General features: G+C 61.7%; 18 protein-coding genes. 13 read left to right on the top strand and 5 right to left on the bottom strand.

The genetic code is table 11. The features are described 5' to 3' along the window. The first annotated feature begins 129 nt into the window (after positions 1–129). The 6 genes from recC (at position 130) to yfiB (ending at position 11,848) form a co-directional block, all read left to right on the top strand. A complete protein-coding gene (gene recC, locus AC30D9_RS13545) occupies positions 130–3,582 on the top strand; it encodes an exodeoxyribonuclease V subunit gamma (RefSeq protein WP_490144197.1) in 3,453 nt (1,150 codons plus the stop codon). Then, the gene (recB, locus tag AC30D9_RS13540) at positions 3,579–7,268 is read left to right on the top strand and encodes an exodeoxyribonuclease V subunit beta (protein WP_490144196.1); all 3,690 of its coding nucleotides are present in this window, start codon (positions 3,579–3,581) and stop codon (positions 7,266–7,268) included. Before recC ends, recB begins: the two co-directional genes overlap by 4 nt. Next, the gene (gene recD / locus AC30D9_RS13535; RefSeq protein WP_490144195.1) at positions 7,265–9,361 is read left to right on the top strand and encodes an exodeoxyribonuclease V subunit alpha; all 2,097 of its coding nucleotides are present in this window, start codon (positions 7,265–7,267) and stop codon (positions 9,359–9,361) included. Before recB ends, recD begins: the two co-directional genes overlap by 4 nt. A gap of 139 nt (positions 9,362–9,500) precedes the next feature. Continuing rightward, on the top strand, positions 9,501–10,076 hold the full coding sequence (yfiR, locus tag AC30D9_RS13530; protein ID WP_490144194.1) for a regulatory sequestration protein YfiR: 576 nt from the start codon (positions 9,501–9,503) through the stop codon (positions 10,074–10,076). Continuing rightward, the gene (gene dgcN, locus AC30D9_RS13525) at positions 10,073–11,341 is read left to right on the top strand and encodes a diguanylate cyclase DgcN/YfiN (RefSeq protein WP_134922729.1); all 1,269 of its coding nucleotides are present in this window, start codon (positions 10,073–10,075) and stop codon (positions 11,339–11,341) included. The genes yfiR and dgcN overlap by 4 nt, the downstream gene beginning before the upstream one ends. Before the next feature lie 3 nt (positions 11,342–11,344). After that, entirely contained in the window at positions 11,345–11,848 is a 504-nt protein-coding gene (gene yfiB / locus AC30D9_RS13520) for an outer membrane lipoprotein YfiB (RefSeq protein WP_490144193.1), read from the top strand. Here the strand turns inward: yfiB and AC30D9_RS13515 are convergent. Further along, the gene (locus AC30D9_RS13515) at positions 11,845–12,792 is read right to left on the bottom strand and encodes a LysR family transcriptional regulator (RefSeq protein WP_134922731.1); all 948 of its coding nucleotides are present in this window, start codon (positions 12,790–12,792) and stop codon (positions 11,845–11,847) included. The genes yfiB and AC30D9_RS13515 overlap by 4 nt on opposite strands. Positions 12,793–12,930: 138 nt before the next feature. Here AC30D9_RS13515 and AC30D9_RS13510 point away from each other — a divergent pair, with 138 nt between their 5' ends. Next, a complete protein-coding gene (locus tag AC30D9_RS13510) occupies positions 12,931–14,457 on the top strand; it encodes a CoA-acylating methylmalonate-semialdehyde dehydrogenase (protein ID WP_490144192.1) in 1,527 nt (508 codons plus the stop codon). Positions 14,458–14,467: 10 nt separating this feature from the next. Further along, entirely contained in the window at positions 14,468–15,355 is an 888-nt protein-coding gene (gene mmsB, locus AC30D9_RS13505) for a 3-hydroxyisobutyrate dehydrogenase (RefSeq protein WP_109753405.1), read from the top strand. 225 nt (positions 15,356–15,580) lie between these two features. Here mmsB and AC30D9_RS13500 read toward each other — a convergent pair whose 3' ends face one another. After that, positions 15,581–15,925: a cupin domain-containing protein gene (locus AC30D9_RS13500; RefSeq protein WP_024781087.1), complete on the bottom strand. Its 345-nt coding sequence runs from the start codon at positions 15,923–15,925 to the stop codon at positions 15,581–15,583. Between the two features lie 97 nt (positions 15,926–16,022). Continuing rightward, positions 16,023–16,904: a LysR substrate-binding domain-containing protein gene (locus AC30D9_RS13495; RefSeq protein WP_134922733.1), complete on the bottom strand. Its 882-nt coding sequence runs from the start codon at positions 16,902–16,904 to the stop codon at positions 16,023–16,025. Between the two features lie 208 nt (positions 16,905–17,112). Here AC30D9_RS13495 and AC30D9_RS13490 point away from each other — a divergent pair, with 208 nt between their 5' ends. Next, positions 17,113–17,877 carry a sulfite exporter TauE/SafE family protein gene (locus AC30D9_RS13490; protein WP_490144191.1) on the top strand — a complete coding sequence of 255 codons (765 nt, stop codon included), beginning with the start codon at positions 17,113–17,115 and terminating at the stop codon, positions 17,875–17,877. Here the strand turns inward: AC30D9_RS13490 and AC30D9_RS13485 are convergent. Then, positions 17,867–18,181, bottom strand: a complete 315-nt coding sequence (locus AC30D9_RS13485) for a putative quinol monooxygenase (RefSeq protein ID WP_134922735.1) — start codon at positions 18,179–18,181, stop codon at positions 17,867–17,869. The genes AC30D9_RS13490 and AC30D9_RS13485 overlap by 11 nt on opposite strands. 202 nt (positions 18,182–18,383) lie before the next feature. Between AC30D9_RS13485 and mdaB the strand changes: the two genes are divergently transcribed. From mdaB to AC30D9_RS13470, 3 genes are all read left to right on the top strand, one after another. Next, the gene (gene mdaB, locus AC30D9_RS13480) at positions 18,384–18,974 is read left to right on the top strand and encodes an NADPH:quinone oxidoreductase MdaB (RefSeq protein WP_134922736.1); all 591 of its coding nucleotides are present in this window, start codon (positions 18,384–18,386) and stop codon (positions 18,972–18,974) included. 211 nt (positions 18,975–19,185) lie between these two features. Next, positions 19,186–20,097, top strand: coding sequence for a LysR substrate-binding domain-containing protein (locus AC30D9_RS13475; protein ID WP_490144190.1), 912 nt, complete (start codon positions 19,186–19,188; stop codon positions 20,095–20,097). 102 nt (positions 20,098–20,199) lie between these two features. After that, positions 20,200–21,093 carry an NAD-dependent epimerase/dehydratase family protein gene (locus AC30D9_RS13470; RefSeq protein ID WP_490144189.1) on the top strand — a complete coding sequence of 298 codons (894 nt, stop codon included), beginning with the start codon at positions 20,200–20,202 and terminating at the stop codon, positions 21,091–21,093. Positions 21,094–21,251: 158 nt separating this feature from the next. Here the strand turns inward: AC30D9_RS13470 and AC30D9_RS13465 are convergent, their stop codons facing one another. After that, complete coding sequence (locus AC30D9_RS13465) at positions 21,252–22,697, bottom strand: SulP family inorganic anion transporter (protein WP_490144188.1); 1,446 nt, start codon at positions 22,695–22,697, stop codon at positions 21,252–21,254. 413 nt (positions 22,698–23,110) lie between these two features. On the opposite strand from AC30D9_RS13465, the gene AC30D9_RS13460 reads away from it, so the two are divergent. Next, positions 23,111–24,460, top strand: coding sequence for a GntT/GntP/DsdX family permease (locus AC30D9_RS13460; protein WP_490144187.1), 1,350 nt, complete (start codon positions 23,111–23,113; stop codon positions 24,458–24,460). The last annotated feature ends 6 nt before the right edge of the window (positions 24,461–24,466 follow it).

The following is a 24,466-nucleotide window of genomic DNA, read 5'->3' as shown; positions in this document are numbered from 1 at the left end:
TGCAGGTAGGGGTTTTGTTTTGCCCGCAGGAAAGTTCGTACGAGCAGCACGGACAGTTCCCGGCTGTCACAGCCCCCCGACAGTGCTAAGGTTCTGCCCTAGCTTTTTGCATTTTCAAGGATGCCTTTCATGCCGGACGCAACGTCCCTTAGCCCAGCTTTCATGGTGGTTCATGGGAATCGCCTTGATGAATTGCGCAGCCTGGTGATCAGCTTGATGCGGCGCTACCCGCTGGCTCCCCTTGAAAATGAAATCGCGCTGGTACAAAGCAACGGCATTGCCCAATGGCTCAAGCTCGCGCTGGCTGAAGACCCGGAAGACGATGATTCCGGCGGCTGCGGTATTGCGGCGGCCATTGATGTGCAACTGCCGGGCAGTTTCATGTGGCAGCTATATCGAACAGTGCTGGGGCGTGACGAAATTCCGGCCAAATCCCTGCTGGATAAGGCTCCGCTAACCTGGCGCCTGATGCGTCTGCTGCCACAGTTGATCGAGCAGCCTCATTTCGAACCTCTGCGACGATTCCTTACCCACGACACCGACTTGCGCAAGCGTTATCAACTGTCCGAGCGTCTTGCTGATCTGTTTGACCAATACCAGGTGTACCGGGCCGACTGGCTTGAGGATTGGGCTGAGGGGCGACACCAGACAAGAAATGTCCGAGGCGAAATCAAACCGCTCGCGCCGGCAAATTGCTGGCAAGCGGAATTGTGGCGAGCCTTGTTGCTGGATGTGGGAGAGCAGGGCATGGCGCAAAGCCGTGCCGGTGTTCATCAGCGCTACATCGAACGTATCAACAGCCTGGAAGTCGCTCCAAAAGGCCTGCCCGCGCGAGTCATCGTGTTTGGTATTTCTTCGTTGCCTGCCCAAGTCCTCGAAGCGCTCGCCGGTCTTTCCCGGTTCAGCCAGGTTCTGTTATGCGTGCATAACCCATGTCGGCATCATTGGGCGGACATCGTCGCCGACAAGGACTTGCTGCGTCATCAATACAAGCGCCAGGCACGCAAGGCTGGCATGCCCGTCGTCCTCGATCCGCAAACCCTGCATCAACATGCCCATCCGTTACTGGCTGCCTGGGGCAAGCAGGGACGCGACTATATCAACCTGCTCGACAGCTACGATGATCCCAACAGCTATCGCTTTGTATTTCGCGATGGGCGAATCGACCTGTTCACTGATGGGACACCCACGACCCTTCTCAGCCAGTTGCAGGATGACATCCTGGAGCTACGCCCCCTGAACGAAACCCGGGAACACTGGCCTGTCGTCGATCCGGAGCGAGACGGCTCGATCCGTTTTCATGTGGCTCACGGTGCCCAGCGTGAAGTTGAAATTCTCCATGACCAGTTGCTGGCCCACTTCAGCGCGGATCCGACCCTGCGCCCACGGGACATCATCGTCATGGTGCCGGACATCGACAGTTATGCGCCGCACATTCGCGCAGTGTTCGGCCAGCTCGACAGGAGTGACCCTCGTTTCATTCCATTCACGCTCACCGATCAGGGCCAGCGCGGACGTGATCCACTGCTGATCGCCGTCGAGCATTTGCTCAAGCTACCGGACAGTCGTTTCCCGGTCAGCGAAATCCTCGATCTGCTGGATGTCCCCGCCTTGCGCGAACGGTTTGGCATCGATGAGGCCGACCTGCCGACTCTGCACCGCTGGATCGAAGGGGCAGGCATTCGCTGGGGGATGAGTGCCGAACACCGTGCCGGGCTGGGCCTGCCCGCAGAGCTTGAGCAGAACAGCTGGCATTTCGGCTTGCGTCGTATGTTGCTGGGGTATGCCGTCGGTAGTTCAAACGCTTATGAAGGCATTGAGCCCTATGACGAGATCGGGGGCCTGGATGCGGCGTTGATCGGTCCCCTGGTGGCGTTGCTGGATGCCCTGGAAGTCGCCCATCAGGAACTCACCCGGCCGGCTTCACCGCAGCAATGGGGTTCGCGCCTGCAAGACCTGATGCAGTTGTTTTTCCAGGCGAGCAACGAGCACGACGACTATCTGCTGGCCCAACTTGAAGACTTGCGTGAAACCTGGCTGGAAACCTGTGAGTCGGTGGGGCTGCACGATGAATTGCCGCTGACGGTGGTGCGTGAGGCGTGGTTGGCCGGGCTGGATCAGGGGCGACTGTCCCAACGTTTCCTGGCCGGGGCAGTCAACTTCTGTACCTTGATGCCGATGCGTGCGATTCCCTTCAAGCTGGTGTGCTTGCTGGGGATGAATGATGGGGATTACCCACGCGCCCAGCCACCCCTGGATTTCGATCTGATGGGCGGCGATTATCGCCCGGGCGATCGTTCTCGGCGCGAAGATGATCGTTACCTGCTGCTGGAAGCACTGCTTTCGGCCCGGGAAAAACTGTATATCAGTTGGGTTGGTCGCAGCATTCGTGACAACAGCGAGCGACCGGCGTCGGTGTTGATTGGCCAACTTCGCGACCATCTCGCCAGTGGTTGGCGGCTGGCAGATGAAAGTAAGAGCCTTCTCGATGCCCTGACCCAGGAGCACCCGCTGCAACCGTTCAGTGCGCGTTATTTCCATCAAGGCGATGAGCTGTTCAGTTACGCCAGCGAGTGGCGGATGCTCCATGACGCTTGCGATCACACCGACAAAAACCAGGTGTTGGAATCCTACGTCCAGGAAGAACCCTTGGGCCTCGGACAGTTGCAGGATTTCCTGCGCAATCCAGTGCGCCATTTCTTCAGCCAGCGACTGAAGGTGTTCTTCGAGGCCATCGAAGCGCCTCTGGCCGATGACGAACCTTTCGTGCTCGACGCGTTGCAACGCTACAGCCTGAGTGACAGCTTGCTGGAAGCCGCCCTGGTACGCCTGGACCAACCGGATCTTGCCCTCACCGCCCACGCCAAAAGGCTGCAGAACAGTGGCTTGTTACCCATGGCCGGTTTCGGTGAGTGCCTGCAACGCGAGTTGATCGAGCCCTTGCCGGATCTGCTCCAACGTTACCAACAGCTTCTGGCGTTATGGCCGACACCCTCGGCCAGCGCTGTGCCAGTGAACCTGCAATTGCAGGGCGTGAATGTCGAAGGCTGGCTCAGTGGCTTGCACCAACGCTCTGACGGTGCGGTCCTCGCCATCACCGCCATACCCAACAGCATTGGTTCCCCCAAGACCCGTAAATGGCATCGCCTGATACGACCCTGGGTCAATCATCTGGTGGCCTGCGCTAACGGCTTGTCGTTGACGACGGCGCTGGTGGCCAGTGATGACAGCTTGCTGCTGGCACCTTTCGAGGAGCCTGTCGCACAAAGGCTGCTGGGTGACATGCTGCAGGCCTGGCAGACCGGTATGCGCCAGCCGCTACCGATCGCGGTGAAGACTGCGTTCGCCTGGCTCGGCCAGAGTGATCCGGTCAAGGCCGAAGCGGCGGCTCGCAAAGCCTATGAAGGCGATGGACAGACGTTTGAAGGCGAACGACGGGAAAGTCCGGCCTTGGCTCGACAGTTTCCTGATTTCGATGCCTTGATGGCTGACGAAACATTCCCCGATTGGTGCGATGCGCTTTACCGACCCTTGCTCGAAGCCCCATGGCGTTCATTGGTCGGCGAGGAGGCCCGTTCATGAGTCGGCAGACACCATTGGCATTGGCGTTCCCGCTACGGGGCAGCCAACTGATCGAGGCCAGCGCCGGTACCGGCAAGACCTTTACCATTTCGGCGCTGTACCTGCGCCTGGTGCTGGGGCATGGCGGTTCGACGTCCGGTTTTGGCCGCGAGCTGCTTCCACCGCAAGTCCTGGTCGTGACTTTTACGGACGCTGCCACCAAAGAGCTGCGTGAACGAATTCGCACCCGTTTGGCCGAAGCTGCACGTTTCTTTCGTGACGAAATTCCAGCCCCGGATGCGCTGATCTCCGAGTTGCGTGACGAATTCGATGCAGGGCAATGGCCCGGCTGTGCGAATCGGTTGGACATCGCCGCGCAATGGATGGACGAGGCCGCCGTCTCGACCATCCACAGTTGGTGCCAGCGCATGTTGCGTGAGCATGCCTTCGACAGCGGTAGCCTGTTCACCCAGACCCTGGAAACCGACCACAGCGAGTTGCTGGGCGAGGTACTACGCGATTATTGGCGGTTGTTCTGCTATTCGATGCAAGGCGAGGCGCTGAACTGGGTGCGTACCCATTGGGGCGGGCCTGCCGCGCTGTTGCCCCGGGTGAGAGGTTTGTTCTCCAGCAAGCATGACGACGATAACGGGCTTGAGCCTGCCGAACTCATCGCAGCGGCCTTGCAGGAGCGCAGTGCCGCGTTGCTCGATCTCAAGGCACCGTGGCGGCAGTGGGCGGTGGAGCTGTTGGAGATCTGCCAGCAAGGCGTCGCCAGCAAGTCAGTCGACGGGCGCAAGATGCAGGCACGTTACTTCGAGCCGTGGTTCCAGAAAATCACTGCTTGGGTGGATGACGAAAGCCTTGAACTGCTGGACATAGGCACCGGCTTCACGCGATTGACGCCCGAGGGCATGGCCGAAGCCTGGAAAGGTGAAGTGCCCAACCACCCCGGGCTGGACGCCATGGCCGGTCTCAAGGCCAGCCTGGATGCGTTGCCCACGCCAGATGCCGCAGTGTTGCAGCATGCCGCGCAATGGGTCGGGGCGCGCTTCGAGGCCGAAAAACGGCGCCGTGCCGAGATGGGCTTCGACGACATGCTCCTGCGCCTCGATGCGGCTCTGCAGGCTGACGGCGGCGAGCGTCTGGCAAGCCTGATCCGCGAGCAGTTTCCGGTGGCGCTGATCGATGAATTCCAGGACACCGACCCGGTTCAGTACCGGATCTTCGAAAGCATCTACCGCATCGAAGACAACGACCCGGAGACCGGACTGTTCCTGATCGGCGATCCGAAGCAGGCGATCTATGCTTTTCGCGGTGCCGATATCTACACCTACCTGCGCGCTCGCGAAGCCACTGCTGGCAGGCTGCACACGCTGGGCACCAATTTCCGTTCCAGCCACGCCATGGTGGGTGCGGTAAACCATATTTTCCAGAATGCCGAGTCCCGCCCAAATGGGCGCGGGGCCTTCCTGTTCCGTGAGCCTTCGGGCAAGAACCCGGTGCCGTTCCTGTCCGTTGACTCCCAGGGGCGCAAGGAGTCCCTGCAGGTCGCAGGGCAGGCGGTTGCGGCACTGAACATCTGGCACCTGTCGTCGGAGCAGCCGCTTTCCGGTGCGGTGTATCGACAGTCGATGGCGGCCGCCTGCGCCAGTGAGATCACGGCGTTGCTCAACGGCGGCCAGTCGGGACGCGATGGCTTCACGATCGATGGAGAAACGCTGCGAGGTTTGCGCCCGGCGGATATCGCCATCCTGGTGCGCGATGGTAAAGAAGCGCAGGCCGTGCGAGACGAGTTGTCCGCGCGGGGCGTACGCAGTGTCTATCTGTCCGACAAGGATTCGGTCTTTGCCTCGCAGGAAGCGCGGGATCTGCTGATCTGGCTCAGGGCCTGTGCCGAACCGGATGCCGAGCGACCGCTACGGGCAGCCCTGGCCAGCATCACGTTGAACCTGTCGCTGACGGAACTGGAGCGTCTCAATCAGGATGAGTTGGCCTGGGAAGCCAGGGTCATGCAATTTCGCGGTTATCGTACGGTCTGGCGCACCCAGGGGGTGCTGCCTATGTTGCGGCGCCTGCTGCATGACTTTGAGCTGCCCCAGGCCCTGATGGCGCGCAGCGATGGCGAGCGAGTGCTGACCAACTTGCTGCACCTTTGCGAACTGTTGCAGCAGGCCGCCGGTGAGCTGGATGGCGAGCAAGCCTTGATCCGGCATTTGTCCGAGCACCTGGCCTTGTCCGGGCAGGCGGGAGAAGAGCAGATCCTGCGCCTGGAAAGCGATGAGCAACTGGTCAAGGTGGTCACGATCCACAAGTCCAAGGGGCTTGAATATCCGTTGGTCTTTTTGCCCTTCATCTGTTCGACGAAACCAGTGGACGGCAGTCGATTGCCGTTGCATTACCACGATGAAGCCAATAAGGCGCAGATCAGCCTCAAGCCCACCGCCGAATTGATCGCCAAGGCCGATGACGAGCGTCTGGCCGAGGATCTGCGACTTCTCTATGTGGCCCTGACTCGCGCACAGCATGCCTGCTGGCTAGGTGTCGCGGATCTCAAGCGGGGCAGCAACAACCGCTCGATCCTGCATGTATCCGCGCTGGGTTATCTGTTGGGAGGTGGTGCGCCGTTGGCCGAGTCGATGGAGCTCAGGCGTTGGTTGGCCGACCTGCAACAAGGTTGCGTCGCGGTGAGCTGCCAGCCGATGCCCGAAGCCACCGACGAGCACTATCGGCCGTCGCGCAACGAAGCGGTGTTGCGCGAGCCCTTGGTGCCCTTGCGAAAAGCCAGTGAAAACTGGTGGATCGCCTCCTACAGTGCCTTGCGCATCGGCGAAAGCTTGAGCGAAGGCAGCGATACCGCGCCAGAGAATCCGCAGGCCCAGAAACTATTCGACGATGAGCGGCTTGACCCGGATGCGCCCAGGGAGACGCTCGCCGTGGGTGGTGACATCCACCGCTTTCCCCGTGGTCCCGGCCCTGGCACTTTCCTGCATGGCCTGCTGGAGTGGGCCGCGGGGGAAGGTTTTGCGTCTGCGCCAGCGGATATCGAGGATGCCATCGCCCGACGCTGCAATCGCCGAGGTTGGAAAGGCTGGATCACCACGCTGAGCGATTGGCTGCAGCACCTGATCAAAATGCCCATGCGCGTCGGCAACGACCAGGCGCCGGTGGTGCTTGAAAAGCTGACCCGATTCCAGGTCGAGATGGAGTTCTGGTTCGCCAGCCACAAGGTCGATGTGCAGAAGCTTGACCAACTGGTTTGCCGGTTCACCCATGGCGGTGTGGCTCGCGTCGCTGCGGAGCCGGTGCTGCTCAATGGCATGTTCAAGGGCTTCATCGATTTGACGTTCGAGCACGACGGTCGGTATTACGTGGCCGATTACAAATCCAACTGGCTGGGTGTCGATGACATGGCTTACACCTTACAGGCCATGGAGCAGTCGATCCTGGACCATCGCTACGACCTGCAATACGTGCTCTACCTGTTGGCCCTGCATCGCCAGCTCAAGGCCCGGCTTCCCGATTACGACTACGACCGGCATGTCGGCGGCGCGTTGTACCTGTTTCTTCGCGGTACCCGCTCATCCAGCCAGGGTGTGTATTTCACCAAGCCGCCAAGGGCATTGATCGAACAGCTGGATCGCCTGTTCCAGGGCGCGCCCGAACCCAAGGCCGAGCCGGCGTGGGTACAGGGGGAATTGCTATGAGTCGTTCTTTTGCCGACCTGCTCCCCAAGTCGTCCGACGACGAGAGCCTGGTGGCCCTGGCGCCCTTGAGCCGTGCAGACGACCTGCTGCTGTTACTGACGCGCTGGGTCGAGCGCGGCTGGTTGCGTGCCCTGGACAAGGCGTTCGTGGCGTTCCTCCATGAGTTGGCGCCTGACGATGATCCATTGGTCCTGCTCGCCGCTGCGCTGACCAGTCATCAACTGGGCCACGGGCATGTTTGCCTGGACGTGTTCGAGACCCTCAAGGAGCCTGACTTCGCCCTGTCGCTGCCCCCCGAGGGTGACCTGCAGACTGGCGTGATGCTGTTGCCATCGCAAATATTGCAGACCCTGGACGGCGCCCAATGGTGCAAGGCCTTGGCCTCCAGCCGGCTGGTGGCCCTGGCTGCGGATGGGAGCGAAGAGGCGCAGCAGCGGCCATTGGTGCTGTCCGGAAAACGTCTTTATCTACGTCGTTACTGGGGTTATGAGCGGCGGATCGATGAGGCGTTGCGCCAGCGGCTTAGTGAACATGAAGCGGCGCCCGGTGACCTGCGCGAGCGTTTGGACGGGCTGTTCGGACCGGCCAATGCCAATGGCCCGATCGACTGGCAGAAACTGGCCTGCGCGCTGGCAACCCGTGGGGCCTTCAGCATCGTGACTGGTGGCCCGGGCACCGGCAAGACCACTACCGTGGTGCGCCTGCTGGCGCTGCTGCAGGCACCGGCCGTCGAGGCCGGGAAGCCGCTGCGGATTCGCCTGGCCGCGCCCACCGGCAAGGCGGCGGCGCGCCTGACCGAGTCCATCAGCCAGCAGGTCCGGACCCTGGATGTGGACGACGCTGTGCGCGAACGGATTCCTTGCGATGTGACGACGGTCCATCGTTTGTTGGGCAGTCGGCCTGGTACCCGACATTTTCGCCACCATGCAGGCAATCGGTTGCCATTGGATGTGCTGGTGGTCGATGAGGCGTCGATGATCGACCTGGAGATGATGGCCAATCTGCTGGACGCATTGCCGGCCCACGCACGGTTGGTGTTGCTGGGGGACAAGGACCAGTTGGCCTCTGTGGAGGCTGGTGCGGTGCTGGGGGATTTGTGTCGAGACGCCGAGGACGGCTGGTACAGCCCTCGGACCCGAGCCTGGCTTGAGTCGGTCAGTGGTGAAGACCTGGCGGCCAGTGGCCTGCAGCAAGACCTCGACGGCACTCATCCCCTGGCACAGCAAGTGGTCATGCTCAGGCATTCCCGGCGCTTCGGCGAAGGCAGCGGGATCGGCCAGCTGGCTCGCTGGGTCAACCAGCAGCAGCCTGAAAAAGCCCGACAGTTGCTCAAGCAAGGGCAGCATGCCGATCTGTTTTCCCTGGCGTTAACGGGGGAGCACGATGCGAAGCTGGAAAATCTGTTGCTTGGAGGCCGGCCAGAAGGGCCGCAAGGCTATCGACATTACCTGAGCCTGCTACGGCAGCGACGCCCGGCCACTTCTCGCCCGTTGGAAGACAGCTGCTGGGCCGATTGGGCCCGGGAAGTCCTGGCGGCATTCGACGAATTCCAATTGCTTTGCGCGGTGCGCAAAGGTCCGTGGGGCGTCGAAGGACTGAACCAACGCATCACCGCCGCATTGCTCAAGGCCCGTCTTATCGATAGCGATCACCAGTGGTACGAAGGACGCCCGGTGCTGATGACCCGTAACGACTATGGGCTGGGATTGATGAACGGCGATATCGGTATTGCCCTCAAGTTGCCCGAGCGTGACGGCCCCGATGCCGGCAAGCAGGTCTTGCGGGTCGCGTTCCCGCGCAACGACGGCCAGGGCGGCGTGCGTTTCGTTCTGCCCAGTCGCCTGAATGATGTGGAAACCGTGTATGCCATGACGGTGCATAAATCCCAGGGTTCGGAATTCACCCATACTGCGCTGATTCTCCCGGATGCGCTGAACCCGGTATTGACCAAGGAACTGGTGTACACCGCCATTACCCGGGGCAAGCAATGGTTCAGCCTGATCGAACCGCGAGCGGGTGTATTCGAGGAGGCGGTCCGGCGCAAGGTCAAGCGCTTGAGCGGGTTGATGCTGGAGCTGGAGCAGGCTGACTGAATCATCAGCTTTTATTGATTCATGCCCCCGTCGCAATTTCGCCTGTTCCGTTCCGAAGTCTACGTAACACGCTGTCTCGCTGGCTTTTTGGCACTGTGCTATCGTTCCGGCACTTATCGCTGGGATCAAGAGACTTTCCATGAAAGTGCCTGTACGGGAGGCAGTGCGCAGCAAGGGCTGGGGGCATTTTCTGCTTGCCGGCCTTTTATGTCTGCTGTTGCCTGTCGCGGTTGCCCAGGAGCAGGCGGCCACGACCCAGGCCGAGCAGCGGGCCGAAGCGGTCACCCAGGTCGTGTTGGGGATTCTCAGCTACGCCCGTTGGCCTGTGGAGCCCACCCAACTGCAACTGTGCATCGTCGGGCCCACCCAATACACCGACGATCTGGTCAAGGGCACGATCCAGGCCACGGGCCGTTCCGTGAACGTGCAGCGGTTATTGGCCGACCACCCGGACATCGCGGCTAACTGCAACGCGGTCTACATCGGCAGGCTGACCGGCGATGAGCGTGACCGTCTGTTTGCGTCCTTGATCGGCAAGCCGGTGCTGAGCATCAGCGAAGGCGGCGACCAGTGCACAGTGGGCAGTCTGTTCTGCCTGCGGGTCGGCGATGAACAAGTGTCTTTCGAGGTCAACCTCGACTCGGTGGCACGCAGTGGCGTGCGCATCCATCCGAGTGTGCTGCAGCTTTCCCGCCGCAGGCCTGCAGCGCCATGAAACAGCGCAAACCAAAGGTCCGTCCCACCCTGGGTTCGGTCATCGGTCGCGGTCATCTGATCGTCGCCTTGGTGGCCATTACCATGGCCAGTGTTTCCCTGACCTTGCTTGGCCTGCTGGCGTTGCGGGTCTATGCCGATCACAACCTGCACCTGATCGCCCGTTCGATCAATTACACAGTGGAAGCCGCCGTGGTCTTCGATGACCCGGCCGCGGCCACTGAAGCACTGGCCTTAATCGCTTCCACCGAGGAAGTCGCCGATGCCCAGGTATTCAATGAACATGGCCGTCTGTTGGCGCGCTGGGAGCGACCGGAAACCGGCTTGTTGTCGGAACTGGAAGTGCACATTGCCAAGGCATTCCTGGAAAAGCCCATCAGCCTGCCGATCGTTCACCAAGGGCAGAGCATCGGTCGCATCGTGTTGGCCGGCCATGGCGGCAGCCTGTTGCGCTTTTTGCTCAGCGGTCTGGCGGGAATCATCCTGTGCACGGCGGTGAGTGCCTGGGTGGCGCTTTATCTGGCGCGGCGCCAGTTGCGTGCGATCACCGGGCCGTTGCGCAGCCTGGCCGAGGTGGCCCACGCGGCACGCAGCGAGCGAGCCCTGGATCGGCGCGTGCCGCCGGCTGCCATCGCCGAACTGGATAACCTGGCCAATGACTTCAACGCACTGCTCGATGAACTGGAGTCCTGGCAGACCCACCTGCAAAGCGAAAATGAAAGCCTGGCCCACCAGGCCAGTCACGACAGCTTGACCGGCTTGCCGAACCGGGCGTTTTTCGAAGGCCGGTTGATTCGCGCCTTGCGTAATGCCAGCAAGCTCAACGAACAAGTGGCCGTGCTTTACCTGGACAGCGACCGGTTCAAGGGTATCAATGACAACTTCGGTCACGCCGCCGGTGACGCGGTGCTGACGGCCGTGGCGACCCGGGTCCGGGCACAGTTGCGTGAAGACGACTTGGTCGCGCGCCTGGGTGGCGATGAATTCGCCGTACTGCTGGCACCCCTGCACAAGGCCGAGGACGCCGAGCGGATCGCTGAAAAAATCATCGCCAGCATGGAGATGCCGATTCAATTGCCCGGTAATGCTTCAGTGCTGACCTCCCTCAGTATCGGCATTGCCGTTTACCCCGATCATGGTGCCACCCCAGGCACCTTGCTCCACGCCGCCGATGCGGCCATGTACCAAGCCAAGCGCCTCGCCCGAGGCGGACAACATACGGCGGGGTCGGATCATCCCGTCGCTGATCTTCACACCAGGAGCTGACTCGTGCGTTCATATCCTCAATTTTCCCTGCGCTGGTTCGCGGCGTTTTTCTTGCTCGCCCTCCTGGCCCTGAGCGGTTGCCAGACGGCACCGCAGAAAGGCCTGACCCCGGCGCAAATTGCCGTGCTCAAACAGCAAGGCTTCGAATTGACTGACGATGGCTGGGCCTTCGGTCTGTCGGGCAAGGTGTTGTTTGGCAGCGATGTGGAAAGCCTTAACCCTGCCAGCACCGAGATCGTCGAGCGAATTGGCAAGGCGCTGCTAGGGGCCGGTATCGAGCGGGTGCGGGTCGACGGACATACCGACGCATCGGGATCCCAAGCCTATAACGAACAACTGTCGATACGTCGGGCCGACAGCGTGAGCAAGGTGTTGATCGGCGTCGGCATGCGCCAAGAAAACGTTCAATCGCGCGGTCTTGGTAGCAGCAAGCCAGTCGCTTCCAACGACACGGTCGAGGGCCGCACCGAAAACCGCCGCGTCGCCATCGTGGTCATCGCCGACTAGTCGGCGAACACCATCTCCCGGCTGTCGCCCATCAGCAGTGGCTGATTCTGTTCAGTCACTTCGCGAATGTAATCCCACAACAGCGTAATCCGCTTGAGCTTGCGCAAGTCCTCCCGGCAATACATCCAGAACTGCCGGGTGACGGTGATTTCCTCCGGCAACACTGGCAACAGCCGTGGGTCCTGGGCGGCGAGGAAGCACGGCAGGATCGCCAGCGAGCGGCCTTGCTGGGCCGCGACGAACTGCGCGATCACGCTGGTGCTGCGCAGGTGGGCGTGGGCGCCGGGCAGGACGTTGGCCAGGTAGAGCAGCTCGGAGCTGAACGCCAGGTCGTCCACGTAGCTGATGAATGAATGCTTGCTCAGGTCCGCCGGGCGCTGGATAGGTGGGTGGTTGTCCAGGTATGGCTGGGTAGCGTAGAGCTGCAGCCGGTAGTCGCACAGTTTGCAGCACACGTATGGGCCGTGTTCGGGACGTTCGAGGGCGATGACGATGTCGGCCTCGCGCTTGGACAGGCTGATGAAGTGCGGCAGCGGCAGGATGTCTACCGAAATGGCCGGGTAGGCGTCGACGAAGTGGCTCAGCTGCGGAGTGATGAAGAAGCTGCCGAAGCCTTCGGTGCAACCCATGCGCACGTGGCCGGACAGTGCGACCCCCGATCCTGAAACCTGTTCGCAGGCCATGTGCAGGGTGCTTTCGATCGATTCGGCGTAACCCAGCAGGCGCTGGCCTTCGGCGGTCAGGACAAAACCGTTGGTCCGGGATTTTTCGAACAGCAGCGTGCCCAACGAGGCTTCCAGCGAACTGATGCGTCGCGACACCGTGGTGTAGTCGACGGCCAGGCGTTTGGCGGCCGTGCTGGCCTTGCGAGTGCGGGCCACTTCGAGGAAGAACTTGAGGTCGTCCCAATTCAGCGACCCCAGGGAGGTGATGTTTTTTTGCATGATGGACCGGCTTTTATGTGCATTCTTATTAGAAGTTTGCACATCTATACTCCAAAAACCGTCTCATCACCAACGTGCTCCTGCATCTTGGTCTTTGCTGAACCAGCGCTCTCTATAAGAACAATCCCGGAGGCCAGCATGAATGTTTCCCTTACGCCCAGCGACACTGCCCTGCAAACCGTCAAACTGTTGATCGACGGCGAATGGGTTGAATCCCAGTCCAGCGAATGGCACGACATCGTCAACCCGGCTACCCAGCAGGTGCTGGCGAAAGTCCCGTTCGCCACGGCCTCGGAAGTCGATGCCGCCATTGCCGCCGCCCAGCGTGCCTTCCAGACTTGGAAACTGACCCCCATCGGTGCGCGGATGCGCATCATGCTCAAGCTCCAGGCGTTGATCCGCGAGCATTCCAAGCGCATCGCCACCGTATTGAGCGCCGAGCAGGGCAAGACCATCGCGGACGCCGAGGGTGATATTTTCCGTGGCCTGGAAGTGGTCGAGCACGCCTGCTCTATCGGCACCCTGCAGATGGGTGAGTTCGCCGAGAACGTCGCCGGTGGCGTCGATACCTACACCCTGCGCCAGCCGATCGGTGTGTGTGCGGGCATTACCCCGTTCAACTTCCCGGCGATGATTCCGCTGTGGATGTTCCCGATGGCTATCGCCTGCGGCAACACCTTCGTGCTCAAGCCCTCGGAGCAGGACCCGCTGTCGACCATGCTGCTGGTGGAACTGGCCATCGAGGCCGGCGTGCCAGCCGGTGTGCTCAACGTGGTGCATGGTGGCAAGGACGTGGTGGATGCGCTCTGCACCCACAAGGACATCAAGGCGGTTTCCTTCGTCGGCTCGACGGCCGTCGGCACCCACGTGTACGAGTTGGCGGGGCGTCATGGCAAGCGCGTGCAGTCGATGATGGGCGCCAAGAACCACGCGGTGGTGCTGCCTGATGCCAATCGCGAGCAAACCCTCAACGCCTTGGTCGGCGCCGGTTTCGGCGCGGCGGGCCAGCGCTGCATGGCCACTTCCGTGGTGGTGATGGTGGGCGCGGCCAAACAGTGGCTGCCGGAACTCAAGGCCCTGGCACAGAAGCTCAAGGTCAACGCCGGCAGCGAGCCGGGCACGGACGTCGGCCCGGTGATTTCCAAGCGGGCCAAGGCGCGGATTCTCGAGTTGATCGAGAGTGGCGTGCAGCAAGGTGCGAAGCTGGAACTCGATGGCCGTGGCGTCAGCGTGCCGGGCTTCGAGCAAGGCAACTTCGTCGGCCCGACCCTGTTTTCCGGCGTGACCACCGACATGCGCATCTACACCGAAGAAATCTTCGGTCCGGTGCTGGTGGTGCTGGAAGTCGACACCCTGGACGAGGCGATTGCCCTGGTCAATGCCAACCCGTTTGGCAACGGCACCGGCCTGTTCACCCAGAGTGGCGCGGCGGCGCGCAAGTTCCAGAGCGAAATCGACGTCGGCCAGGTGGGCATCAACATCCCGATTCCGGTCCCCGTGCCATTTTTCAGCTTCACCGGTTCCCGCGGTTCGAAGCTCGGCGACCTCGGTCCATACGGCAAACAGGTGGTGCAGTTCTACACTCAAACCAAGACCGTTACCGCGCGCTGGTTCGATGATGACAGCGTCAACGACGGTGTGAACACCACCATCAACCTGCGTTAAGGAGCCGGACATGAAGATCGCATTTATCGGCCTGGGCAACATGGGGGCGCCCATGGCGCGCAACCTGCTCAAGGCCGGCCATTCGTTGAATCTGTTCGACCTGAACCAGACGGTATTGGCCGAGCTGGCGGCGCTGGGCGGCACGATCAGCGCATCGCCGCGCGATGCGGCCCAGGGCGCCGGGTTGGTGATCACCATGTTGCCGGCCGCCGCCCATGTACGCAGTGTCTGGCTGGGTGAAGATGGCGTGTTGGCCGGTATCGCCGCCGGCACGCCGGCTGTGGATTGCAGCACCATCGATCCACAAACCGCCCGCGACGTGGCGGCTGCCGCTGCGAAACAAGGGGTGGCGATGGCCGATGCGCCGGTCTCCGGTGGCACCGGTGGTGCGGCTGCGGGCACGTTGACTTTCATGGTTGGCGCCACGGCCGAGTTGTTCGCCACCTTGCAACCGGTGCTGGCGCAAATGGGCCGCAATATCGTGCACTGTGGTGAAGTGGGCACCGGGCAGATCGCCAAGATCTGCAACAACCTGCTGCTGGGTATTTCCATGGTCGGCGTCAGCGAAGCCATGGCCCTGGGCGATGCCTTGGGGATCGACACCCAAGTGCTGGCCGGCATCATCAATAGTTCTACGGGCCGTTGCTGGAGTTCGGACACCTACAACCCATGGCCCGGCGTGATCGAAACGGCACCGGCGTCCCGTGGCTACACGGGTGGCTTTGGCGCCGACCTGATGCTCAAGGACCTGGGCCTGGCGACCGAAGCCGCGCGGCAGGCCCATCAGCCGGTGGTGCTGGGGGCGGTGGCGCAGCAGTTGTATCAGGCGATGAGCCAGCGGGGCGAGGGCGGCAAGGACTTTTCGGCGATTGTTAACAGCTATCGCAAGCCGCAGTAAGGCCCGCTTTGGATTGTGCCGAGGAGCTTTTGTGGCGAGGGGATTTATCCCCGCTGGGTCGCGAAGCGGCCCCAAAACAGTCAGTTCTATTCATCTGGCACACCGAGGCGTCAGATTTCAGGGCCGCTTCGCGACCCAACGGGGATAAATCCCCTCGCCACAGGGGCTGCATTTCCAGAAGTTGTTTCCGAGAGACCATGTCGGGTGGTCTCTCGGTTTTTTGCTTCAGGCAAACACGAAATACTTGCGCACGGTCTCGACTACTTCCCAAGTGCCTTTCATGCCTGGTTCGATGACGAAGATGTCACCGGCCCGCAGATGGATCGGCTCCATGCCTTCCGGGGTGATGATGCAGTAGCCTTCCTGGAAGTGGCAGTACTCCCATTTCACATACTCCACATACCATTTGCCGGGTGTGCAGATCCAGGTGCCCATGATCTTGCTGCCGTCTTCGCTGGTGTAGGCGTTGAGGTTGACGGTATGCGGGTCGCCTTCGAGTTTTTCCCATTTGCAGGCGTCGAGTACGGGCAGTGGATGGGTGTCGCGCAGGACGGTGATGGGTGCGGTCATGTGAGCTCCGAAAGGGGGCAGAAGAGAACAGCACCCTACCGCGCGACATGAGCGAGTAGATGCCTGTGGTCGACACCGGCCTATCCAGAAGCGCGCATCAGTCGGCCAGATGCCGGGCCAGGGCCCTGGCGTAGGCCGGCAAACCTTCGAAGTTGCGGGCGCATAACAGCAACGCCCGATGGGTCCAGGACTCTTGCAGCGACACACATTGATACGAAGGCTCGGGCGGGCGCCGTTCGACGGCCGCCTTCGGCACGATGGCGATGCCTGCACCATGGGCCACCATGCGAATCATGCCGTCGAAACCATCGGCGCGAATGCGGATTCGCATGCGCGAGCCGATGTGCAGTGCCTGTTCTTCCAGGTAAATCGCCAAGGCACTGGATGCGTTCAGGCCAACGTAGTCGTGGCTGAGGGTCTCGCTGAAACGTACGGCTCGCCCGTCAGCCAGGGGGTGCCCGGTCGGTAGGATCAACACCAGTGGATCGTCGCGAAACGGCCAGGCTTGAAGGCCATCGGTGTCCACTGCGTCGGAAACGATCCCCAGGTCTGCCGCGCCCTGGCGCAGCGCGTGGGTGATCCGTGAGCTGGGCAGTTCCTGCAGGTCGATGTCGAGGTTGGGGTGGGTGTTGAGGAAGCCGGCCAGCAGTTCGGGCAGGTACTCGGTCATGGCGCTGGTGTTGCACAGCAGCCGCACCCGGCCTTTGACGCCCTTGGCATATTCGGCCATGTCCTGTTGCAGGCGTTCGGCTTGTTGCAGCAGGACCCGGGCGTGCTCGGCCAGGGCTTTGCCGGCCGGAGTGGGGGTTACACCTCGCCGTCCGCGTTCAAGCAGGTCGATGCCCACGGAGGCTTCCATGGCACGGACTCGCGCACTGGCCGCGGCCAGGGACAAATGGCTGCGGGCCGCACCGGCGGTGATGTTGCCGGTGTCGAGGATGTTCAGGTAGAGGCGCAGGTCGGTGAGGTCGAAGTGCATGAGGGGGCCCCTCTCAAATTCTGCGGTGTTTGGTATGCCGCCTTCGCGAGCAAGCCCGCTCCCACAGTTTGAAATGCATCCCCTGTGGGAGCGGGCTTGCTCGCGAAGGCGCCAGTAGCACCAAAAAGTTTCAGCCTCTTGCCAGAAGAGAGGCAGCCTCAGTATATGGCAGATTTCAAAACCAAGGCCCAGGGTGCACGATAGCCCCATGGACACACTCATCGCTTTCTATCAAAACCTCGGCCTGGCCCTTTCCCTGCTGGTTATCGGCACCTTCCTGCTGGCTGGTACCGTCAAAGGGGTGATCGGCCTCGGCTTGCCGACCATTTCCATGGGCTTGCTCGGGCTGGCTATGGCTCCGGCGCAGGCTGCGGCGTTGCTCATCATCCCGGCAACCTTGACCAATCTCTGGCAACTGGCTTTTGGTGGCCATCTACAAGCCCTGATCCGGCGCCTGTGGCCGTTGCTGCTGGCGATTTTCCTCGGCACCGGTCTCGGTACGTTGTGGATCGGCATGACGGGCGGCGCTTGGGTGGTGCGGGCCTTGGGCGGGGCGTTGGTGCTGTATGCATTGAGTGGGTTGTTGCTGCCAACGCTGCGGGTCGGCACGGATGCTGAGCGGTGGCTCGCCCCGTTCTGCGGTTTGCTCACCGGCATCATTACCGCCGCCACGGGCGTGTTCGTCATTCCGGCGGTGCCCTACCTGCAAGCGCTGAGCTTGAACAAGGATGAGCTGGTGCAAGCCTTGGGGCTGTCATTCACCGTATCGACACTGGCCCTGGCCGCCGGCCTGCTATGGCGCGGCGCCTTGGGGGCTGGCGAATTGAGTGCTTCGATGCTGACGTTGGTGCCGGCGCTGCTGGGGATGTGGCTGGGGCAATGGCTGCGTCAGCGGATCAGCGCCGTGTTGTTCAAACGGGTATTTTTCATTGGCCTCGGCGTGCTCGGCGGCCATTTGCTGATCAGCGGCTAGCCGAGGACGGGCTGAGCATGTCGACGCGGCGGATCTCGAAGTCGCGCTCCAGGTAATCCATGCGTTGCTCGAAGAACTGCTTCATGTGCGGCAGGTTCGAATGCACATCCAGGTGCGCCTGGGACGCCCAGATCTCGTAAAAGATAAACAGCGTCGGGTCTTGCTGGTCCCGCAGCATGTGGTACTCGATGCAGCCGGGCTCGGCGCGGCTCGGTTCGACGTAGGCGCGAAACAGCGCTTCGAAGGCTTCGGCTTTTTCCGGACGGGTCTTGGCGTGCAGGATGAAACCGTGCTGTTCACTCATGGGGCTGGCTCCTGAAATAAAAAGTGCCTAAGAGCCTACGGCAATAATCGGTCTATCATTCGTGCGTATAGGTCAAATGAGTTTTGCCGTTGCGGTGCTTATTCCGCGCGACGCTCATCGCTACGCTGCCGCCATCGTTTTCAACCTTTCCATTCGGCGGCCATTCAAATGGCTTGCGCCGTGGAACCCGATGAGGCTCCCCATGAAAAAAGTCCTGTTGCTCAATGGCGGCAAACAATTCGCCCACTCCGACGGTCGCTACAACGCCACCCTCCACGACACGGCGGTCAGCGTGCTGGACCGTGGCGGTTTCGATGTCAAAACCACCTTCATCGACGGTGGCTACGACATCAAGGAGGAGGTCGCCAAGTTCCTCTGGGCCGACGTGATCATTTACCAGATGCCAGGTTGGTGGATGGGCGCGCCGTGGACCGTGAAAAAATACATCGACGAAGTCTTCACCGAAGGCCATGGCAGCCTCTACGCCAGCGACGGTCGGACCCGTTCCGATGCATCGCAGAAATACGGCAGCGGCGGCCTGATTCACGGCAAGCAGTACATGTTGTCCCTGACCTGGAACGCCCCGCAGCAAGCCTTCGACGACCCGACCGACTTCTTCGAAGCCAAGGGTGTGGATGCGGTGTACTTCCCGTTCCACAAGGCCAACCAGTTCCTCGGCATGACCGGCCTGCCGACCTTCCTGTGCGTGGACGTGATGAAGCGCCCGAACATCGAGGCCGATGTGGCGCGCTATGAGCAGCATTTGATGGAGGTGTTCGGCCTGAAGGCGTGACCTGTCTTTTGCTACGTATCCCGATACTATCTGTTTGGTCCGGGGGCATGGTTTCCTGTGGCGAGGGGATTTATCCCCGCTCGTCTGCGAAGCAGACGCCAGGGCTGCCGACGCAGCTATTCAGCTGTACCACGCTCTTAACTCAGGTCCGCTTCGCGGCCCAGCGGGGATAAATCCCCTCGCCACAAGAACTCAGCCGACAGGGGGATACGTGAAAGCCAGATCCGACGAATTGCAGATTTTCGTCTGCGTGATCGAGTGCGGGTCTATCTCCGCTGCCGCCGAGCAGGTCGGGCAGACGCCGTCGGCCGTCAGCCGCACGTTGTCGCGCCTGGAGGCCAAGCTCGAGACCACGCTGATCAACCGCACCACGCGGCGCATGGACCTGACCGAAGAGGGCAAGTATTTCTTCGAGCAGGCCAAGGGGATCCTCGACCAGATGGACGACCTGGAAGAGCGCCTGTCGTCCCGTCAGAAGAACCCTGCGGGACGGTTGCGGATCAACGCGGCCTCGCCGTTCATGCTGCATGCCATCGTCCCGCACATCGAAGAATTCCGCAGGCTCTACCCGGACATCCAGCTCGAACTCAACAGCAACGATCTGATCATCGACCTGCTGGAGCAAAGCACCGACATCGCCATTCGCATCGGCACCCTCAGCGACTCGACCCTCCATGCCCGCGCCCTGGGCTGCAGCCCGTTGCACATCCTGGCCAGTCCGGCCTATTTGAAGCAGCACGGCACACCGACAAGCGTCGCCGAACTGACGGACCATGCGCTGCTGGGCTTTGCCCAGAACGAGGGGCTCAACCAGTGGCCGCTGCGTCATGTGCACGGCGATCGCTGGGCGATCCAGCCAGCCATCAGCGCTTCCAGCGGCGAAACCGTGCGCCACCTGGCGCTGCAAGGGCAGGGCATTGCCTGCCTGTCGGATTTCATGACCCGCGAAGATATCCAGACCGGTCGGTTGAAGGTCCTACTGGCCGACGCCAACAGCGGATATCGCCAACCGATCAATGCCGTGTACTACCGCAACTCCCAACTGGCGCTGCGGATCCAGTGCTTCCTGGACTTCATCCAGGGCAAGCTTGCCGAATACGCCTCGCGAGAATTCAAGGGCTGATTCGTGACTTCAAGGCAAGAGTGATTTGGGCAATGTGGACTGTTTCGCCAAGGAACGCTCCTCGATACTCGTTCAATCAATGATGCAGCCAAGAGGTTTTCCATGAACGTATTCGTCACCGGCGCTGCCGGTTTTATCGGCGGCTCCATCGCCACCGGCCTGGTACGCGCCGGGCATCACGTCACCGGTCTGGTGCGCAACCCCGAACAGGCGAGCGAACTGACCGCGCTGGGCATCCAGCCGGTCATTGGCACCCTGGAAGACAGTGCGCTGCTCACCGCGCTGGCACGTGCCGCCGACGCCGTGATCAATGCTGCCAGCAGCGACCATCGCGGTGCGGTCGAAGCCTTGATCGAAGGGCTCAAAGGTTCGAACAAAGTGTTGTTGCACACCAGCGGTTCGAGCATCGTCGGCGACGCTTCGGGCGGTCGTTCCAGCGAGGACATCTACTACGAAAACAAGCTGCCGCAACCGACCGCCGACAAGGCTGCCCGCGTCGCGATCGACAACCTGGTCCTGGCGGCGGCGAAGCAAGGCGTGAACTCGGCGGTGATCTGCAACACCTTGATCTACGGCCACAGCCTGGGCGTCAAGCGTGACAGCGTGCAACTGCCGCGGCTGCTCAAGCAGGCGCGTAAAAGTGGGGTGGTGCGGCATGTGGGGGCGGGGCAGAACATCTGGTCCAACGTGCACATCGAGGATGTGATCGAGCTGTACAAACTGGCCCTGACCCGCAACCAGCCGGGCACGTTCTACTTCGTCGAAAGTGGCGAAGCCTCGTTCATCGACATGACCACCGCCATGGCCCGCGCCTTGAAGCTTGGCGAACCGCAGGATTGGCCGTTGGCCGATGCCGAAGCCGAGTGGGGCTATGAAATGGCCAACTATGGCCTGGGCTCCAACAGCCGGGTACGAGGCAAGAATGCCCGTGAGTTGCTCGGTTGGGCGCCCAAGCGCACTTCGGTGGTGGAGTGGATTCTTAACGAAATGGTGTAAATCGAGGCCCGATCGACGGGCGCGAAGGTGACCCTGTGGCGAGGGGATTTATCCCCGCTGGGCTGCGTAGCAGCCCCAAAAGCAGTAGGGCCGCTGCGCGCCCCAGCGGGGATAAATCCCCTCGCCACAAGATGTTCACCCAGGATCTTCGCCAGCCATCAGTCGGGGTGCACACCCGCGCGCTTGAGCATTTGCTTGCAGCGCTCGGACAGGTGGAACACCCGCAGGTGCTTGTCGGCCTTGGCGTAGCGCTCGCGCAGAGTCTTGAGCGCGGCAATGGCCGAGTAGTCGACGAAGCGCAAGTGACGGCAATCGAGGGTCACCAAGGCCGGGTCGTTGGCCGGGTCGAACTGGTTGAGGAACGGCGTCGTCGAGGCGAAGAACAGCGTGCCGTGCAAGCGATAGAGTTTGCTGCCATCGGCTTCCAGGTGCATGTCGGCGTACAGCTCCCGGGCCTGTTGCCAGGCGAAGTTGAGCGCCGCGATGACGATGCCGCAGAGCACCGCGACGGCCAGGTCGGTGAATACCGTGATGACAGTCACCGCGATGATGACCAGCACATCGTTTGCCGGCACCTTGTTGACCACCCGCAACGAGGCCCAGGCAAACGTCTGCTGTGACACCACGAACATCACACCCACCAGCGCCGCCAGCGGGATACGCTCGATCAGCGGCGACAGGAACAACACGAACAGCAACACCATCACTCCAGCCACCACACCCGACAGCCGCCCGCGCCCGCCCGAACTGAGGTTGATCATCGTCTGGCCGATCATGGCGCAACCGCCCATGCCGCCGAACAGGCCGGAGGCGATGTTGGCCGCGCCCAACGCCACGCATTCACGGTCCGGGTAACCACGGCTCTCGGTGATTTCATCGGTCAGGTTCAGGGTCAGCAGGGTTTCCAGCAAACCGACCATCGCCATGATCACCGCATAGGGCGCGACGATCTGCAAAGTCTCGAGGTTCCAGGGAATGTCCGGCAGGGCAAAGGCTGGCAAACCGCCGGCGATGTGAGCCATGTCGCCCAGGGTCCGGGTCGGCAGGCCGAGCAGGTCGACCGCCAGGCCAACACCGAGGATGGCTACCAGGGCCGGTGGCACGCTACGGGTCAGGCGTGGCAGTAGATAGACGATAGCCATGGTCAACGCCACCAGGCCGGCCATCAGGTACAGCGCCGAGCCGCTCAGCCAAGTGTCGCCGTTCTTGAAGTGTTCCAGTTGCGCCAGCGCAATGACGATCGCCAGGCCGTTGACGAAGCCGAGCATCACCGGATGCGGGACCATGCGCACCAGCTTGCCCAACCGCAACAACCCGAACGCCATCATGATCAGCCCACCCAGCAGCACGGTCGCCAGCAGATACTGCACGCCGTGCTGCACCACCAGCGCAACGATCACCACGGCCATCGACCCCGCCGCGCCTGACACCATCCCGGGCCTGCCGCCAAACAACGCGGTCAGCGTGCAGAGGATGAACGCGCCATACAGCCCCATCAACGGGTTGAGGTGGGCCACCAGGGCGAAGGCGATGCACTCGGGGAGCAAGGCGAAAGAAGTGGTGAGGCCGGCGAGGGCGTCGGCGCGAAGGCGTGCTGGTTTCATGGTTTACCTGAACTGGGCGCCGGTGGAGCGTCGGCTGCCGGGGAGTGGTGCAAAAAAACAGGGGGCGATGGTACGGAATTGAGTGCGGAGCGGCCAGCGGTCTGTGGCGAGGGGATTTATCCCCGATGGGCTGCGCAGCGGCCCTAGGGCATTGGCTCAATCTTACTGGACACCGAGTTGCCTGGTTTGGGGCTGCTTCGCAGCCCATCGGGGATAAATCCCCTCACCACAGGAGGTCAATTGCGGGATGAAAGTCCGGGGGGGGGATTTTCATAGCCGCTGCTTCGCGATGTCCGTCAGCGACAAATTTTATCTGTGAGCGAAAATTACTTTCAGTGAGTTTGAAGATTTCTCCTCGAAATGATTTATGAGTTTCACAACACATCGACGTGACCCCATTCGAGGAGTAACGCATGGCACCTGCTTTCGGTTATTGGCTATTGGTCTACGCGGCCATCGCGATCATTGCGCTGATCGTTCTGATCGCCCGGTATCGGCTCAATCCGTTCATCGTGATTACCCTGGTGTCCATTGGCCTGGCGTTACTGGCCGGGATGCCGCCGTCAGGTGTGGTGGGCGCATACGAGGCGGGTGTCGGCAAGACGCTGGGGCACATCGCGCTGGTGGTGGCCTTGGGCACGATGCTCGGCAAGATGATGGCCGAGTCCGGCGGGGCGGAGCGAATGGCACAGACGCTGATCGAGCGTTTCGGCGAGCGCAATGCCCATTGGGCGATGGTGTGCATCGCGTTCCTGGTCGGGCTGCCGTTGTTTTTCGAAGTCGGTTTTGTGCTGCTGGTGCCCATCGCGTTCACCATTGCCCGCCGCGTCGGCGTGTCGATCCTCATGGTCGGGCTGCCGATGGTCGCCGGGCTTTCGGTGGTCCACGCGCTTGTTCCTCCGCACCCGGCGGCGATGCTGGCAGTGCAGGCGTTCCAGGCCTCGGTGGGGCAGACCTTGCTGTATGCGATCCTGATTGGCATCCCCACCGCGATCATCGCCGGGCCCCTGTACGCCAAATTCATCGTGCCGCGCATCCAATTGGCGGCCGACAATCCGCTGGAGCGACAATTTCTCGAGCGCGAGCCGCGGGCCAACCTGCCAGGTTTCGGCGTGACCCTGGGGACGATCCTGCTGCCGGTGATCCTGATGCTGATCGGTGGCTGGGCCAACCTGATCTCTACACCGGGCAGTGGTTTCAACCAGTTCCTGTTGTTCATCGGCAACTCGGTGATCGCCCTGTTGCTGGCGACCATCCTGAGCTTCTGGACGCTTGGCCTGGCCCAGGGCTTCAGCCGTGAATCGATCCTCAAGTTCACCAACGAATGCCTGGCCCCGACGGCCAGCATCACCTTGCTGGTGGGCGCGGGTGGCGGTTTGAACCGGATCTTGGTGGATGCCGGTGTCACGCAACAGATCGTTGGCCTGGCCCAGGAATTCCAGCTGTCGCCGCTGGTCATGGGCTGGTTGTTCGCCGCCCTGATGCGTGTCGCCACGGGCTCGGCCACGGTGGCGATGACCACCGCCTCGGGCATTGTCGCGCCGGTGGCGATCGGCCTGGGTTATCCCCATCCCGAACTGCTGGTACTGGCCACCGGGGCCGGCTCGGTGATCTTTTCCCACGTCAATGACGGCGGCTTCTGGCTGATCAAGGAATACTTCAATATGACCGTTGCCCAAACCTTCAAGACCTGGACGGTATTGGAAACGCTGATCTCCGTGGTCGCGTTCGCCTTGACCCTCGGGCTTTCGCGCTTGCTCTGAGCGCAC

The organism is Pseudomonas sp. DF11, assembly GCF_058148565.1.
This window is presented reverse-complemented; position numbering and strand designations above follow the sequence as displayed.

Bases quoted from the DNA above. Each gene is read 5' to 3' on its own strand.
- recC (WP_490144197.1), top strand. From the start codon at position 130: ATGCCGGACGCAACGTCCCTTAGCCCAGCTTTCATGGTGGTTCATGGG.
- recB (WP_490144196.1), top strand. From the start codon at position 3,579: ATGAGTCGGCAGACACCATTGGCATTGGCGTTCCCGCTACGGGGCAGC.
- recD (WP_490144195.1), top strand. From the start codon at position 7,265: ATGAGTCGTTCTTTTGCCGACCTGCTCCCCAAGTCGTCCGACGACGAG.
- yfiR (WP_490144194.1), top strand. From the start codon at position 9,501: ATGAAAGTGCCTGTACGGGAGGCAGTGCGCAGCAAGGGCTGGGGGCAT.
- dgcN (WP_134922729.1), top strand. From the start codon at position 10,073: ATGAAACAGCGCAAACCAAAGGTCCGTCCCACCCTGGGTTCGGTCATC.
- AC30D9_RS13515 (WP_134922731.1), bottom strand. From the start codon at position 12,792: ATGCAAAAAAACATCACCTCCCTGGGGTCGCTGAATTGGGACGACCTC.
- AC30D9_RS13510 (WP_490144192.1), top strand. From the start codon at position 12,931: ATGAATGTTTCCCTTACGCCCAGCGACACTGCCCTGCAAACCGTCAAA.
- mmsB (WP_109753405.1), top strand. From the start codon at position 14,468: ATGAAGATCGCATTTATCGGCCTGGGCAACATGGGGGCGCCCATGGCG.
- AC30D9_RS13500 (WP_024781087.1), bottom strand. From the start codon at position 15,925: ATGACCGCACCCATCACCGTCCTGCGCGACACCCATCCACTGCCCGTA.
- AC30D9_RS13495 (WP_134922733.1), bottom strand. From the start codon at position 16,904: ATGCACTTCGACCTCACCGACCTGCGCCTCTACCTGAACATCCTCGAC.
- AC30D9_RS13490 (WP_490144191.1), top strand. From the start codon at position 17,113: ATGGACACACTCATCGCTTTCTATCAAAACCTCGGCCTGGCCCTTTCC.
- AC30D9_RS13485 (WP_134922735.1), bottom strand. From the start codon at position 18,181: ATGAGTGAACAGCACGGTTTCATCCTGCACGCCAAGACCCGTCCGGAA.
- mdaB (WP_134922736.1), top strand. From the start codon at position 18,384: ATGAAAAAAGTCCTGTTGCTCAATGGCGGCAAACAATTCGCCCACTCC.
- AC30D9_RS13470 (WP_490144189.1), top strand. From the start codon at position 20,200: ATGAACGTATTCGTCACCGGCGCTGCCGGTTTTATCGGCGGCTCCATC.
- AC30D9_RS13465 (WP_490144188.1), bottom strand. From the start codon at position 22,697: ATGAAACCAGCACGCCTTCGCGCCGACGCCCTCGCCGGCCTCACCACT.
- AC30D9_RS13460 (WP_490144187.1), top strand. From the start codon at position 23,111: ATGGCACCTGCTTTCGGTTATTGGCTATTGGTCTACGCGGCCATCGCG.